Annotated in this window: 11 protein-coding genes, 1 pseudogene and 1 riboswitch; of the genes and pseudogenes, 3 read left to right on the forward strand and 9 right to left on the reverse strand. The window is 55.2% G+C overall.

Going from position 1 to position 13,801, the window contains the following annotated elements; translation table 11 throughout:
- Nucleotides 1-11: 11 nt before the first annotated feature.
- From treS to JX360_RS03425, 3 genes are all read right to left on the reverse strand, one after another.
- Nucleotides 12-3,413 carry a maltose alpha-D-glucosyltransferase gene (gene treS / locus JX360_RS03415; protein WP_425244351.1) on the reverse strand — a complete coding sequence of 1,134 codons (3,402 nt, stop codon included), beginning with the start codon at nt 3,411-3,413 and terminating at the stop codon, nt 12-14.
- A gap of 189 nt (nt 3,414-3,602) precedes the next feature.
- The gene (locus JX360_RS03420) at nt 3,603-4,796 is read right to left on the reverse strand and encodes a DNA double-strand break repair nuclease NurA (protein WP_244349178.1); all 1,194 of its coding nucleotides are present in this window, start codon (nt 4,794-4,796) and stop codon (nt 3,603-3,605) included.
- On the reverse strand, nt 4,780-5,718 hold the full coding sequence (locus tag JX360_RS03425; protein ID WP_244349179.1) for a 6-carboxytetrahydropterin synthase: 939 nt from the start codon (nt 5,716-5,718) through the stop codon (nt 4,780-4,782). The genes JX360_RS03420 and JX360_RS03425 overlap by 17 nt, the downstream gene beginning before the upstream one ends.
- 217 nt (nt 5,719-5,935) lie before the next feature.
- Here JX360_RS03425 and JX360_RS03430 point away from each other — a divergent pair, with 217 nt between their 5' ends.
- The 3 genes and pseudogenes from JX360_RS03430 to JX360_RS03440 all read left to right on the forward strand — a co-directional run bounded on the left by JX360_RS03430 (nt 5,936) and on the right by JX360_RS03440 (nt 6,986).
- The gene (locus JX360_RS03430; protein ID WP_244349180.1) at nt 5,936-6,238 is read left to right on the forward strand and encodes a PipX family protein; all 303 of its coding nucleotides are present in this window, start codon (nt 5,936-5,938) and stop codon (nt 6,236-6,238) included.
- 103 nt (nt 6,239-6,341) lie between these two features.
- Nucleotides 6,342-6,586: pseudogene (locus JX360_RS03435) on the forward strand (transposase); the annotation flags it as partial.
- 43 nt (nt 6,587-6,629) lie between these two features.
- On the forward strand, nt 6,630-6,986 hold the full coding sequence (locus JX360_RS03440; RefSeq protein WP_244349260.1) for a HesB/IscA family protein: 357 nt from the start codon (nt 6,630-6,632) through the stop codon (nt 6,984-6,986).
- A gap of 172 nt (nt 6,987-7,158) precedes the next feature.
- On the opposite strand, the gene JX360_RS03445 is transcribed toward JX360_RS03440, so the two are convergent.
- From JX360_RS03445 to JX360_RS03470, 6 genes are all read right to left on the reverse strand, one after another.
- A complete protein-coding gene (locus JX360_RS03445; protein ID WP_244349181.1) occupies nt 7,159-7,332 on the reverse strand; it encodes a DUF4278 domain-containing protein in 174 nt (57 codons plus the stop codon).
- Nucleotides 7,333-7,411: 79 nt separating this feature from the next.
- Nucleotides 7,412-7,489, reverse strand: a riboswitch (Glutamine riboswitch).
- Nucleotides 7,490-7,652: 163 nt separating this feature from the next.
- Nucleotides 7,653-8,069, reverse strand: coding sequence for a tellurite resistance TerB family protein (locus JX360_RS03450; protein ID WP_244349182.1), 417 nt, complete (start codon nt 8,067-8,069; stop codon nt 7,653-7,655).
- Between the two features lie 478 nt (nt 8,070-8,547).
- Nucleotides 8,548-10,014 carry an ammonium transporter gene (locus JX360_RS03455; RefSeq protein ID WP_244349183.1) on the reverse strand — a complete coding sequence of 489 codons (1,467 nt, stop codon included), beginning with the start codon at nt 10,012-10,014 and terminating at the stop codon, nt 8,548-8,550.
- A 199-nt stretch (nt 10,015-10,213) separates the two neighbouring features.
- Nucleotides 10,214-11,626 (reverse strand): ammonium transporter, encoded by a 1,413-nt coding sequence (locus JX360_RS03460; RefSeq protein ID WP_244349184.1) that lies wholly within the window; start codon nt 11,624-11,626, stop codon nt 10,214-10,216.
- Nucleotides 11,627-11,796: 170 nt separating this feature from the next.
- Nucleotides 11,797-12,135: a P-II family nitrogen regulator gene (locus tag JX360_RS03465; RefSeq protein ID WP_235276790.1), complete on the reverse strand. Its 339-nt coding sequence runs from the start codon at nt 12,133-12,135 to the stop codon at nt 11,797-11,799.
- 187 nt (nt 12,136-12,322) lie between these two features.
- The gene (locus JX360_RS03470) at nt 12,323-13,723 is read right to left on the reverse strand and encodes an IctB family putative bicarbonate transporter (protein ID WP_244349185.1); all 1,401 of its coding nucleotides are present in this window, start codon (nt 13,721-13,723) and stop codon (nt 12,323-12,325) included.
- Between the last annotated feature and the right edge of the window lie 78 nt (nt 13,724-13,801).

Consider the following 13,801-nt stretch of genomic DNA (forward strand, 5'->3'; position numbering starts at 1 on the left):
GCTCCATGAGCTCAGACCTTAGTGGAAATGCCCAGCAATTGCAGGATCCCTCGCAACGGAATCTCCACCCAATCGGGGCGGTTGTTCAATTCATATCCCAATTCATAAATTGCCTTTTCCAACAAATAGGCATCCAACAAAACTTCTAACTCCTGCAGATTACGGGGCAAAAAAGCCGACTGGGAGGCCACCTGCAAATATTCCGCCAAAAAGCCTGCACACACCCAGCGATGCCAAAACTGGGCCCAGCGCATCATGGCAGCGCGGTTGTCCTCGTTGATCAAGCCACTGTCCAGTTGTTGGCGCAAGGCCATACTCACCGCATAGTGAAAGGAGCGCAGCATCCCCGCCACATCCCGCAAAGGGAATCGTTTCAGCCGCCGTTCCCCCAAAGAGCGGGCCGGTTCTCCTTCAAAGTCGATGATGACGAAGTCCTTACCGGTAAATAGTACTTGGCCGAGGTGATAATCCCCATGACAACGGGTGCGCAGAGCCGTGATCTTTTGCTCTAAGACCAAGCGAAAACGGCTCATGATCTCGTCTTCTTGATCTTTAACGACACGAGCCAATTTGGCTTCCGGCTCTGGTAGTTTGTGCATTTGCTTATGGAGCAGGGGAAACACCTGCCCGGCCAAATTGCGCATGGACTGGTAAATAGAGCGCTGATAAAGACTGGAAAAAGGTTCGGGCGCAAAATCTTTGTCTTCGGTCTCGGCAGCAAGGGCAATGTGCAACTCGGCGGTTCGCTTAGCCAAGATCCGCACCGACTCCAGGTAGCTGCCAATGGTGGCATAGGCCAGTTCTGGCAAAGGCAATTGGGCCAGTTGCAGCAGGGATCCCTGCGGTACGGGTACGGGATCCACCGCTTGGTGATGGATCAACACCGTCTCGAAGTACTGGCTAAGGCTGTCGAGAGTGTAGTGCCAGGCATCCCCCTCATTGGGGATGTACTCCTGCAAAATGGCCAAGGTAATCGACTTGTCGGCGGATTCAAAACTCCGGGATCCCTTGCGGCGGCGATACTCCAGGGATCCGAGCACCCGTGGCACCTGCACTTGGGCATGGTGTTGGACGAGGTAGCGGCCAATCTCCAGCTCCGGGTTCACTCCTTCCGAAACCTTGCGGTAAAACTTGAGAATGTAGTGATTGCCATAAACCACCGAGGTGTTGCTCTGCTCCGCCTTGAGAACGCGCGGCTCTAGGTCAGGATCGTACTCAAAGGGAGAAAGGGTAGTGGCCAACAGTTCCCCTGAACTTTGCCGCAGACGGCCCTGCTGGGCGATGATCTGCAACGGAATATGCAAAAAGGTCTTGTCTGCCAAAGCATCGAAGAGGATCCCAGGTGGCTCCCCCTGCACCTGTACCGGCGCAATAATGGCCTGAGGCATCTCCATGCGCATTTGCAAAGCGGCCTCTTGGGTGGCATAGCCCACCGGGATTAGGTAGGTTTCCGCATCTCCTTCCGTGAACTCCGTCTGTAGGATCAAAATCTGGCCGCGAAAAGGGGGATCCGCCTCCCGATTGCAGGGAATGGCATCCACAATTTGGGTTGCCTGAATTTGTCGGGCTTTGGAACCAAACCAACGACAGCGATAGAGGTAGTCGCCCAACACTGCTTCCACCAGCTTCCGGGTTTCCCCTTGAAAGAGACTTTCCCAAGAGCCATTTTTTGCCTTCAGAGTGGGGATGCGCTCCAACTCTTCCGGCTTGCTGTGGCTAGGGTGAAGCCGTTCCGATTGCCGTTGCGGTTCGATGGAAAACCAATAGAACGAATGGGGGCCCAACGTCAGGAAATAGGGCAACTGCCCAATCGGGGGGAACTCGGTGCGCCCGAAGATCTCCACCGGAATGAACCCTTCCCATTCCGCCAGCTCCAGCTCCACACACTGCACATAGCGAGATAGGTTGGCCACCACCAGGATGCGCTCCTCTTCAAACACCCGCATAAAGCAGAGCACCTTGCGATTTTCCGGATGCAACAGCTCGAAGGATCCCTGGCCGAAAGCTTGGAAGCGCTTGCGCACGGCGATCAGCCGTTTCATCGCCCACCACAAAGAATAGGGGTTGTTCCGCTGCGCCTCCACGTTGACGGTTTCGTAGTGGTATTCGGCATCGATCACAATCGGTAAATAGAGTTTTTGCGGATTGGCCCGCGAAAAACCAGCATTGCGGTCGGCACTCCACTGCATCGGGGTGCGTACCCCATTGCGATCCCCGAGGTAGATGTTGTCCCCCATGCCGATTTCGTCCCCGTAGTAGAGAACGGGGGTTCCCGGCAGGGAAAACAACAGGCTGTTCATCAATTCAATGCGACGACGGCTATTGCCCAGTAGCGGTGACAAACGACGGCGAATGCCCAGGTTCACCCGTGCGCTTGGGTCTTTGGCGTAAACCTGGTACATATAGTCCCGCTCTTCGTCGGTGACCATTTCCAGGGTGAGTTCGTCGTGGTTGCGCAAGAAGATGGCCCACTGGCAGTTCTCGGGAATGGGGGGTGTCTGTTGCAAGATATCAATAATCGGAAAGCGGTCTTCCATCTGGATGGCCATAAACAGGCGCGGCATCAAAGGGAAGTGGAAGTCCATGTGGCATTCATCTCCCTCGCCAAAATAGGCCACCGCATCTTCCGGCCATTGGTTGGCTTCGGCTAGTAACATGCGATCCTGATACTTGTGGTCGATGTGCTTGCGCAGGGCTTTTAGGAAAGCGTGGGTTTCGGGGAGGTTTTCGCAGTTGGTGCCTTCCCGTTCGTAGAGATAGGGCACTGCATCCAGGCGCAGACCATCCACACCCATATCCATCCAAAAATCCACCACCTCAAAGATGGCCTTCTGCACGGCGGGGTTGTCGTAGTTCAAATCCGGCTGGTGGGAATAAAAACGGTGCCAGTAATAGGCTTTGGCCACCGGATCCCAGGTCCAGTTGGAGGTTTCAAAATCTTGGAAAATGATGCGCGCTTCTTTGTATTTCTCGGGGGTATCACTCCAAACGTAAAAATCCCGTTCTGGGGTACCCGGAGCGGAGCGTCTGGCCCGTTGAAACCAGGGGTGCTGGTCAGAAGTGTGGTTGAGGATCAGCTCGATGATGACACGGATCCCCCGTTGGTGGGCGGCGTCTAGCAGCGCTTTGAAGTCTTCGAGGGTGCCAAAGGTGGGGTTAACGCTGGTGAAATCCGCCACGTCGTAGCCATCATCCCGCAAGGGAGATGGGAAAAAAGGCAGCAACCAGATGGCGGTCACCCCCAGATCCTGCAGGTAGTCCAGCTTTTCCGTCAGCCCCTGAAAGTCTCCTACCCCATCGCCATCGCTATCGGCAAAGGCTCGCACCGGTACCTCGTAAATCACCGCGTCCTTGTACCAAAGGGGGTTCGGGGTCAGGGTGGTGGAGACGGAGCGCAGAGAGGTTCGAGTCATCATACCGGGACAGAAATAGCAGGGGGTAACTTCGCAACCATAACCGCTGTACAGGGATCCCCTCAAGCTGGGTCAAGGTTGGAGCTGGTTTTACCAGTGTGTCTGGGTCGGTCTTGAACTGGAACCTAGATCCGCAAAACTTGGCCCAAAGCATCATTCCTTCATACTCTCTTCGCTTTCGGGTAACCTTCACGCAATGCCCCCCCGCTTTTGGGCTTCCTTGCGGGAGACGGCCACATTGCGTAGTCCGGTGCGGATCAACTCCTGTTCGATCAGGGCAAAGAACCGCTGCCGATCCCCACCCCGTACCACCGCCAAATGATGGGCTTCTGCCAAGGCAACCGGGTAGCCAAAGCCCTTTTGCACCTGGCTCAAGACTCCTGCCAAGGCTCGCTGTAGCAACTGGGCATCTTGTGCAACCCAAGCCGGGAACTCCACACGGGCAATCTCTGCCTCCTCCAGGGATCCCTGACTGACATTCAGGTAACAACAGTGAATATGGTGCTCTCCGAAGGGAGCCAATACCTTTGCCCCACTGCGCCAAATCGGGCTGCGCTCTCCCGGTTGTAGTAGGGATCCCCAGAAGATCCGATCCGGCAACGGCGCAAACGGCTGGCAAGGCGGAGCCTGCTCTGAGCTGCAATAGCGGTGACATTCACAGCTTAAGAACGGACACAGCCCCAAGCGCAGATAGTTCACCGTCTCGCTGCTGCGGGAGGCGCTGATGTACCCCACCAACGGGATCCGGGCCGCTCGTAACCGTTCCAGAACCGCCAACAGGGGATCCAACCACAGCCGTTGCTCCTCAGCCGCCAACGACTCCAGCCCCCACGGAATCAACGATCCATCCACCAGCGCCAAGGTGGTACGGCGACGGGGGACAGCAAGAGCCAACTGGGCCAGTTCCTCCCATTCCGCCTGGGTACGCCGCAGCGCCAAAACCTCTTCTGCCCGCAAACCGGAGTTGTGTTGCAGTTCGGCCGAGCGGTACAGCAACACCGGCAGGCTATCCAACAGCGGCCATTGCTGGGTGCCGTAGTGCAACACCACCCGTCCCACATTGATCAAGGAGCAATAGGCGATCTCGTGATGGTTGGGCACAATCTGGGATCCATCCGTGGCCACCACCGTGTGTCGTCCCTTTAGGGGCTCAATTTTGGCTTGGGATCCCCAGGTCTGCGGCGGCTCGGCTGGGCTGGCACAGGTAAACGAAAGATGGGATCCCCAATCGGCATAGCGAGATTGCCAAACCTGCGGTTCCTGTTGCAGCTGCTCTAGGATGTGTAGAGCCTGCTGCAAACGCTTCTGGCTGGCTTTGGCTTCCTGTTGCAGGTGTTGAGTCAGGCCGGGGATTTGGCCACTGAGCTTAACGAGATCCAACATAAGCGGGTGGGGCTACAGCTTCCCCAGCGGGGATCCCTAGGGGTTCCGTCCCGCTGACGGGAGCAGAGGCTGTTGCTTCCAGTTCTAATTCTTCCAGCGGAAACTCTCCGTACACCTCGCTACTGTTGTTGGGGCTTTCTTGCAAATGCACCCGATGCAACTGTACCCCCAGCTCCCGCACCGGCAAAGTGAGCAGTTGTTGAATGCGCAGGGCGATATTCTCGGCGGTGGGCACCACCTGGGCAAAGTATTCGATGTCTTCGTTCAAGAAGGTGTGGTCGAAGGGCTTCACCACCCAGTGGTCGATCACCTGCTGCAACGCCACCAAGTCCACGATCATGCCGGTACGAGGGTCGATGGATCCCTTGACGGTCACCTCCAGGCCGTAGTTGTGGCCATGGCCGTGGGGGCGGGCACACAACCCGTAAATCTGGCTATTTTCCTCAAAGCTGAGGTGATCCAACGCCAATCGATGGGCGGCGCTGAAATGGGTGGCTACGGTTAAATAGGCTTGCATGGCTTCTCCTCGATAGTCGGCCCAAAGCTCAGGACTTTCATACAGACGAATGCTCGTCAAGGGCAAAGCATCCCCCAGACGCTGCCAAATCGCATAGGCGATAAACTCAGTGGTCGGCAGGGTTTGAGCAAACTCCGGCCAAGCCTGATTCAGATAGGCAAAGTTGAGATCTTGAATCACCCGTTGTTGCAAAACCTGCTTCACATCCGACAGGTTCAAAACCATGCCATAGGCATCCACCTCCCCCTGCATACCAACCTGCAACACATAATTGTGCCCATGCCCAGGGAAACAGGCATTTGGGCCAAATCGGGCGAGATTTTCAGCTTCCGAGAGCTCAGGTAGCCAATAACGATGGCTGGCGGCAAATTGCGCACGGCGATAGATTGTACAGGTTCTGGACATGAGTTGAAAACATCCGCAAAGGGATCCACTCTCTCAGCATAAACCCCAGACTAAAAACTTTGTTAAATCCGGTCGCGGGAGGAAAAATCGGGTTGGATGGAACTTATGATCTGATCCCCTAGTCTGAAGAACAACAGTAATGCCATTCCAGAGACTCCGCCCCTCTGATGCCAGGGGAAAGCCTCCCCTCTCCCCCAAGGGTGATACGCTATTGAGCATGAGTGAGTCTTACCTGAATCACCCCACCTTTGGTCTGCTCTACAGCCTGTGTCAGGTTAATGAAAACCAGGCTCTTTTCACGACCCTTTACGCCCAAAGGCTGTTTTTTCGGGTTTATTTTGGATCCCTTGAGAACACCCCAGACGGCCAGAACGTGGGTGCTGAAGAGCTGATCTTTGATCCGATTAGCCGCAACGAGGCCCGCCAGTTAATCGAAGAACAGATGCGCTTGATGCGCCGGGCCGCCCGCAAAGATGAGCTGGAGCAGTTACAGCTGATCTATAAGCAAACCTTTGCCTAAAGATAAGACTTTCCTGAGACTCTCTTGTGTTCCGACTCAAGACGTTTTTCCCACAGACAACCGAGTGACATGCTCCCGACCCTCATGCTGTGCCTACCAGATGGTGTCTAAGTTCATCAACAACTTGAAGTCTGTATCTGGTCGCAGGCTGCGGTCTGAGTTTGCAGAGCGCATGAACAAGTTCTGTCGCGTAGCGGTGCAGAGCACTGTTGGAAGTCCGTGCTTGGGAATGAGTCGTACTTCATTGCCAGTTGTGGCGGGGTCACAGTGTCCGTCTTGAAACGGTACACTGAACAGCAGGATTCCCCTGATTCGGGCAGCGCGCGCGACTTCCTGCCGACTGGCTAAAAAACCCTGGTAGGATGGAGGATAAGATGTGAGCGTTCCCGCCATGATCACCGTTACCAACAGTGCAGTCCAAGAATTAAAGCGCCTGCGCAGCAAGTACGAAAAAGAGGGATCCGAGCCGATTCTGCGTTTGGGGGTGAAGCCCAGCGGTTGTTCCGGCCTGTCTTACGTGATGAATTTTGAGCCGCAGTTCAATCCCGACGACCAGGTTTTTGATTTTGATGGCATCCGGGTAGCTGTGGATCCCTTGAGCATGACCTTGATCAGCGGCATCACCGTTGATTTTTCGGAAGATTTGCTGGGGGGGGGCTTTCGCTTCAAGAATCCCAATGCTGTCGCCAGTTGTGGCTGTGGTACCTCTTTTGCCACTTCCGAGACTGCTGCCATGGCCAGCCATTAACTCCAATCTCAATCACTTTCCATCCCAATGATCTGGGTGCAAGGATCCAGGGAAGGAATTGAACCAAAAAACGACCCCAATGGGGGGCCGCTTGGTCTTTGAGGATCTCTGGCTCAGAACGCACACAGAATCCTCAGAAGTTGAAGAATCGCCTACTTGAGCCAGCAGTTAGTTAGTAGGTCACACCCCGGTAGATCAAAGGTTGATTAGGGTGAGGCATCGCGTTTTTGCTGGTGTGGTGTACCAGCAGGGTTTGGCCGCGATATTGAGCCTGCAATTCTTCATCGCTGAGCTGAGCATGCGCGGGGACGTAGTCAAAGTTGTTGCCACGAAAAGAGAGTTTCATGAGTCGCCTCCATCAACGAATGGTTGAATCTGATGTCGTTGAAACACTACGCCAAATAAGCATGGCGGAACTAGGTTGAGGCGCGTTCCTTCGGGGGGATCCCTACTTCCGTCTCTGTGCAGTTCCAGATAAATGACCAACCACAGAGATGAACGATTTATCCTATGTCTGTATCGTATCTTACGGTTTTGGAGATTTTTCTGCGGTTTAGAGAAATTTAATGTTTTAGTGTTGGCAACTGGGAACGCCAAGTCCTGGGAGTCAGGAATGGCTCCGTGTCACCCAGAATGAAATGGTTCAGTGCCCAAACCCTCTATCTGTCAGCTGGAGACTGCTTTCGCCATCCGGCGGAAAAATTGCCTGACACTCCTCACCAAGCTGGGGGCTGATTCTGGCCGTGCCGGGATCCCAGCCATCAGGGTGTGATAGTCGTCCAAAAGGCTGTGCTCTTCTGGTGAGACATTGTCGTCCGCGATCAAGAGGTTGCCGATCGCCCCCAACAACTGCATCCGTTCGGTTTCAGTCGCCTGCGTCAAATAATCTGCCATCCACCGTTCCGTTTGTTCAGTGGGGATTGGCTTTTGAAAGAGCTCCCGCAGTTCGGTATCGTGCTCCAGGTTATATCGCCGCAGCAGGGATCCAAGATAGGCCGATTCCTGAGGTTCCAAGTGCCCATCGGCCCAGGCCGAGCCGGCCACAATTTTGAGCAGCAACTGATGTTGGGTCGTGGGGTTCATGGTGGGATCCCTTTCAGAGAAACAAGAGGTGATACAAGGTAGCAGTTCGTTCACCTTAACTATGCCTTAGCAGGGCCCACCTCAAACAGGAGGATACCGTCATGTCCAAACCCCAACCATCAAGCGGAACAAGCTTTGAAAAATCTGGAGAGGGCTGAGTACAGCCCTTTACGCCAAGGGCACGCTAGCGTGACCGCTAGTCACCTAGCACGGGGGAATCCCCTTCGCGACAGCGGTGCGGAGCACTCTAGCGCTTTCAAAATAGGGTAAGGACACAACTGTTGTTGTCGCAAACCCACGTTCACTTTACACGTTCACTTTAGGGGTAGCGCAGCCTGCCATAGGCATTGTTGCTACGCAACGCTAATGCTACGCGACACGCGACTGCGGAGCATTAAAGGGCTGTATCTTTGACCTGGTCGAGAACAACTTTATCATTCTCGGTAATGGGGACAGGCTTATACAGTTGGGGTAGGAATCATCGTTCCAATTCACTTGAGGCACTGACAAAGTCAGGGTAAGCGATATTGCCGTGCTCACCGATATCCAAGCCGGCCAACTCTTCTTCTGCTGAGACCCGCAGGCCAATGGTACCCCTCAAAATCAAAAACAACACCAAACAACTCACAAACGACCATCCCCCCAGGGCGATCACCCCCAGCACCTGCACTGGCAAAATCTGCCAGCTCACCCCCGCCTCCGCATGGGCAAACCAGGGGATCCCGGCGGCAATCACCCCCCACGCCCCGCACACTCCATGCACCGATACCGCCCCCACCGGGTCATCCACCTTCAAGGTGCCTTCGATAAACAGCACCGAGATCACCACCAAAACCCCAGCAATGGAGCCAATTAAGATTGCTCCTACAGGATGAACCGTTGCGCAGGGAGCGGTGATGCCCACCAAGCCCGCCAGCACTCCGTTGGCCGCAAAGGTCATATCTGGCTTGGTAAAAATGGCCCAGGAGGTACAGAGGGCACCAATGGCTCCGGCTGACCCCGCCAAGTAGGTATTGAAGGCAATCCAGCCCATGTCAGGAATCGCTGCTGTGGTGGATCCGGCATTGAAACCAATCCAGCCCACCCACAAGATGAACACCCCCAACATAGATAGAGGTAAGCTGTGCCCAGGGATGGCACGCGGCTCCCCGGTAGCACTGTACTTGCCCAGGCGCGGCCCCAAGACCAAGGTTCCGGCAAAAGCTGCCGCTCCCCCCACCAGGTGGACCACCCCCGACCCGGCAAAGTCGATGTAGCCCAAGTTCTCTAGCCAACCTGCGCTGCCACCGTTGTAGTCGGCAAACAAGCCATTCCAAGCCCAACCTCCAGAAATCGGGTAGATAACTGCAGAAATCACAATGGAGTAGATCAAATAGGCCACAAAGCGAGTGCGCTCGGCCATCGCTCCAGAGACAATCGTGGCGGCTGTGGCAGCAAACACCAACTGAAAGCAAAAGAAGGTGAAAGGCCAAGCATCGTTTTGGCTACCCGCCTCAGCCGCCTGCTGCCAGGTGAAGAAAAACCAGTCTGTACCCAAGAAACCGGCTACGTGGGAACCAAACATCAACCCAAAGCCCAAAGCCCAAAAGGCACAGGCCCCACAGCAAAAATCCATCAGGTTTTTCAAGACGATGTTGGCGGCATTTTTGGCCCGCGTGAAGCCCGCCTCCACCATGGCAAAACCCGCCTGCATGAAAAACACCAGTGCCCCAGCCACAATAGTCCAGACAAGATCAGCATGATACTGCTGGGTTTGTAACAGGGCTTGCAGCTCAGCCCAGGCCTCGGGAGGCAAGGCTTGCTCCAATGCTGTCAGATCCGTTTGGGCCAGGGCGGGCGGGGCCATTACACTCCCCAACCCCAGCAGCCCCCCGATCCACAGCAGGATCCTCCCTCCTTTGCTCAAACCCAATGCACTCCCCTGCCGCAGACGCGGGAAAACCATCCTTCTCATAATTCTTAACGTTTAACGAACGAAATTTGTCCAAGTCCCTTGCCTTTGATCTTGAGGTGTCTTTTTCTGCTGAGCAAGTATCCCTTTATACCAAAAGAAAAGAGGGTCAATTCTGACCCCCTTTGATGCTATTCAGTGCTATCCAGGTTTTCTGTTAGCTCAAGTAGCTCAAGTAACTCTACTTAAGAGTTTAAGATTGCTCCGAGTCGGTGGCGGCACTGACAAAGTCGGGATAAGCCACGTTGCCATGCTCGCCCACGTCCAAACCGGCGATCTCTTCTTCAGCACTGGTGCGCAAGCCAGTGATTGCCTTGAGGATGAGGAATAGGATCAAACAGGTGATGAAGGGCCAGAGGAAGTAAGCCAAAGCACCGATAATCTGCACTCCGAATTGGCCCCAGGTGACATCCTCGGCATAGTTGGCATTGGCAAAGAAGGGGATCCCTGCCGCCAATACTCCCCAGATGCCGCAGGTGCCGTGTACCGAAACCGCGCCCACCGGGTCATCAATTTTCAGCACCGTATCCAGAATCACCACAGAAATCACCACCAGGATCCCGGCGATGGAGCCGATGATCAACGCTCCCAACGGATGAACGCTGTCGCAGGGAGCTGTAATACCCACCAAACCCGCCAGCACACCGTTCGCGGCAAAGGTCATATCCGGTTTACCAAAGTGGGCCCAGGAGGTAAACATTGCTCCAATCGCCCCGGCAGAAGCCGCCAGCAGGGTATTCATGGCAATCCAACCAATGTCGGTAGAAGCAGCGGTGGTAGAACCGGCGTTAAACCCAATCCAGCCCAGGGTGAGAATGAACACCCCCAACATGCCCAGAGGCAGGTTGTGGCCCGGAATTGCTCGCGGTTCACCGTTGGGGCCGTACTTGCCAATGCGAGGGCCCAGCACAATAGCACCCGCCAAAGCGGCAGCACCCCCCACCAAGTGCACCACACCAGAGCCAGCGTAGTCGATGTAGCCGAGGTTCTCTAACCAGCCAGCTGTGTCGCCGTTGTAGTCTGCAAATAAACCATTCCAGCCCCAGCTCCCCGAGATGGGGTAAATCAGCCCAGAGATGATCACGGAATAAATTAGATAGGCAGAAAACTTGGTACGCTCCGCCATTGCCCCGGAAACAATGGTAGCGGCTGTGGCTGCGAACACCATTTGAAAGACAAAGAACGTGAAGGGCCAGCCGCCTGCCTCATAGGCTTGTTGCCAGCCAAAGGCAAACCAACTGGTACCGAAGAAGCCGCCACTGTTGCCAAACATCAGACCAAACCCGAGGAACCAGAAGGCGCAACAGCCCATGCAGAAGTCCATCAAGTTTTTCATCATGATGTTGGCGGCATTCTTAGAACGGGTAAAGCCTGTCTCCACCATGGCGAAACCCGCCTGCATGAAGAACACCAAGGCTGCGGACACGATCGTCCAGACAATGTCAGCGTGGTACTGAACTTCGTCGGCCTCCTGGGCAAAGGCAGTTCCTTGGCTAAACAAAAACACCAACCCCCCGATCAGGGTGGCAGTCAGGCTCCACTTGGCTGGCCGCCAGAGCCACTGTGGCACTTGGCTTTTGAGCTTTTGGATCATCGTCATAGTCATGCTTTTCGACTCACCTAAAGTGACGGTACTTCTCACAACGCATTTCACAACGCATTACAGGGAAGGTTGGGCCAAAATCAGCCCACTGATACACCACAGCAAACTCACCCAAGGCTCGGGTCATCGACCCAAGCTTCTGGGACAACCCATCTGTAACCCATCTGTTTAGATTAGAGGGCGTCTTGGTTGAGCTCGCCAGTTCGGATGCGGATGGTCTTCTCAATGGGGCTGATGAAAATCTTGCCGTCCCCGATTTCGCCGGTGCGAGCTGCTGCGATCAGCTTCTCGACAACGGTATCCACCAGGTCATCTTCGACCACGATCTCCACTTTCAGCTTTTGCAGGAACTCTACCGTGTACTCGGATCCCCGATAGCGCTCGGTTTGTCCCTTTTGCCGACCAAAGCCCCGCACTTCACTCACGGTCATGCCGACAATGCCGGCATTGACCAAGGCAATTTTGACCTCATCCAGCTTGAAGGGCCGGATCACGGCCTCGATCTTTTTCATTCGCCTCCTGCACCCCGGACAATTCCGCTAATTTCTAACACTGCTGACACCACCAAATTGTAAATCTAGATACATTTTTATCTTTTACTGAAGATGTTTAGCACTCTAAATTCCCTCTCGTCAAGGCCAAAAGGCTAAAGTTAAGCCACGCTAACCGGACAAAGGCTTGGGCCTTGGCTTGGGATCCCTATTCGTTGCTCCTTTGCTCCTGTTGAGAAGGTATGGTTTGCAACGATCCCAAGCTGGCTGTGATCAAAGCCACCGCTAGCCACCACAGCATTTGAACCTGGGGGCGGTACCAGATGGTATCCACCAGCCCATGGGCCATCATGCCCACACAAGCAGCCAACCCTGCCGCCACCCACAGCCCTTGCGGATCTCGGGATCCCAGAGCCAAACGCCATTGGCGCCAGCCGTGATCGAAGAGTACCAACAAAAACCAGGCAAAGGTCAGGGATCCGATGAAACCCGTTTCCAAGGTTAGCTCCAGGGGCACGGAGTAGGAGCCGAGGGCACTGAAGTTGCCTCGTTGGTAGAGGGGATAAACGCGGTTAAAGGCGACATTACCAGGGCCGATCCCCAGAATCGGAAAATCACGGATCATGTCCAACACCGCCGCCCAAACATTGATGCGAAAGTTATTGCTGGTATCGACCCGCCCCAAAAAGAGGCTCTGCACCCGCAGTCGTAAGGGGCGTACCGTCAGGATCCCCAGCAGCAGAGCGGCTCCGCCTCCGGCAAACAGAGCGGGCAGAGTCCAGCGTCGCCACCGCCCTGGCAGATGGATGCTGTTCCATTGCACCAACAGCACCGCCATCGTGGCCACCATCACCAAAGCGCCAATCCAAGCGCCGCGACTGTAGGTGAGCAACAAACAGATCAGGTTCACCAGGGTGATGAAGGTTGCCAGCAGCTTCGCCCCCCAACTGGGCCAGATCCAGGCCGCCCCCAGCCCCAGCGGGATGAGCGGGATCAAATAGCCGCCGTAGAGATTGGGGTTGCGCAGATAGCTATACACCCGGGTTACACCGGCCAAGCCGGATTCCGGATCCACCCAGGTAGCCAGTTCCGCCGCCCCGTAAAAGTATTGCCGCAGGCCGTAGACTCCCATCACTAGGCTGACCAAAAGTAGGGATCCCACAACCCAATCCCGGCATCGAGGCTTTTGCAGCAGGCGATGCAGCAACAAGTAGCCCGCCAGGTAGAGGGTCAGCTTCAGCCAGCCATCCCGCGCTGCATAGGGAACCGGAGAAAAAATCGTCGCCAGAGTAGCGATGCCCCAAAACAGGCCCAGGGGCAGATGGGCTGCCACCCAGGATGGGGTTTGCACCAGCCAACCCAAACCCAACATTGCCGCCATCACCAGCAGGATGAGGCCGAGGATCCCGGTGGAGGGTTGCGCCGAGAAGCCCCAGTAGAGCATGACCAATCCCAGGGCGATCCCGTCAGAAGTTTGTACCCATAGACTGTTTTTTCCCCAGTGCTGCAGGGATCCCGACAAACGACCTAAGACACTCCCCTGCCACCAAGCTTGGACATCAAAATCCCGCAGTAGGAAACCGCGCCACAGTTCCATTGCTCGTTCCATAGTCCTCCAGATCCTGCGAAGCAGGTATTCATACACCCCAAGTCACGTTCCGAGTCTAGATCTCCTGGGGTTAGGAGC

Source organism: Thermostichus vulcanus str. 'Rupite' (assembly GCF_022848905.1).
Lineage (GTDB): Bacteria > Cyanobacteriota > Cyanobacteriia > Thermostichales > Thermostichaceae > Thermostichus > Thermostichus vulcanus_A.

Bases quoted from the DNA above. Each gene is read 5' to 3' on its own strand.
- JX360_RS03430 (WP_244349180.1), top strand. From the start codon at position 5,936: ATGAGTGAGTCTTACCTGAATCACCCCACCTTTGGTCTGCTCTACAGC.
- JX360_RS03445 (WP_244349181.1), bottom strand. From the start codon at position 7,332: ATGAAACTCTCTTTTCGTGGCAACAACTTTGACTACGTCCCCGCGCAT.
- treS (WP_425244351.1), bottom strand. From the start codon at position 3,413: ATGACTCGAACCTCTCTGCGCTCCGTCTCCACCACCCTGACCCCGAAC.
- JX360_RS03455 (WP_244349183.1), bottom strand. From the start codon at position 10,014: ATGGTTTTCCCGCGTCTGCGGCAGGGGAGTGCATTGGGTTTGAGCAAA.
- JX360_RS03425 (WP_244349179.1), bottom strand. From the start codon at position 5,718: ATGTCCAGAACCTGTACAATCTATCGCCGTGCGCAATTTGCCGCCAGC.
- JX360_RS03420 (WP_244349178.1), bottom strand. From the start codon at position 4,796: ATGTTGGATCTCGTTAAGCTCAGTGGCCAAATCCCCGGCCTGACTCAA.
- JX360_RS03450 (WP_244349182.1), bottom strand. From the start codon at position 8,069: ATGAACCCCACGACCCAACATCAGTTGCTGCTCAAAATTGTGGCCGGC.
- JX360_RS03465 (WP_235276790.1), bottom strand. From the start codon at position 12,135: ATGAAAAAGATCGAGGCCGTGATCCGGCCCTTCAAGCTGGATGAGGTC.
- JX360_RS03460 (WP_244349184.1), bottom strand. From the start codon at position 11,626: ATGACTATGACGATGATCCAAAAGCTCAAAAGCCAAGTGCCACAGTGG.
- JX360_RS03440 (WP_244349260.1), top strand. From the start codon at position 6,630: ATGATCACCGTTACCAACAGTGCAGTCCAAGAATTAAAGCGCCTGCGC.
- JX360_RS03470 (WP_244349185.1), bottom strand. From the start codon at position 13,723: ATGGAACGAGCAATGGAACTGTGGCGCGGTTTCCTACTGCGGGATTTT.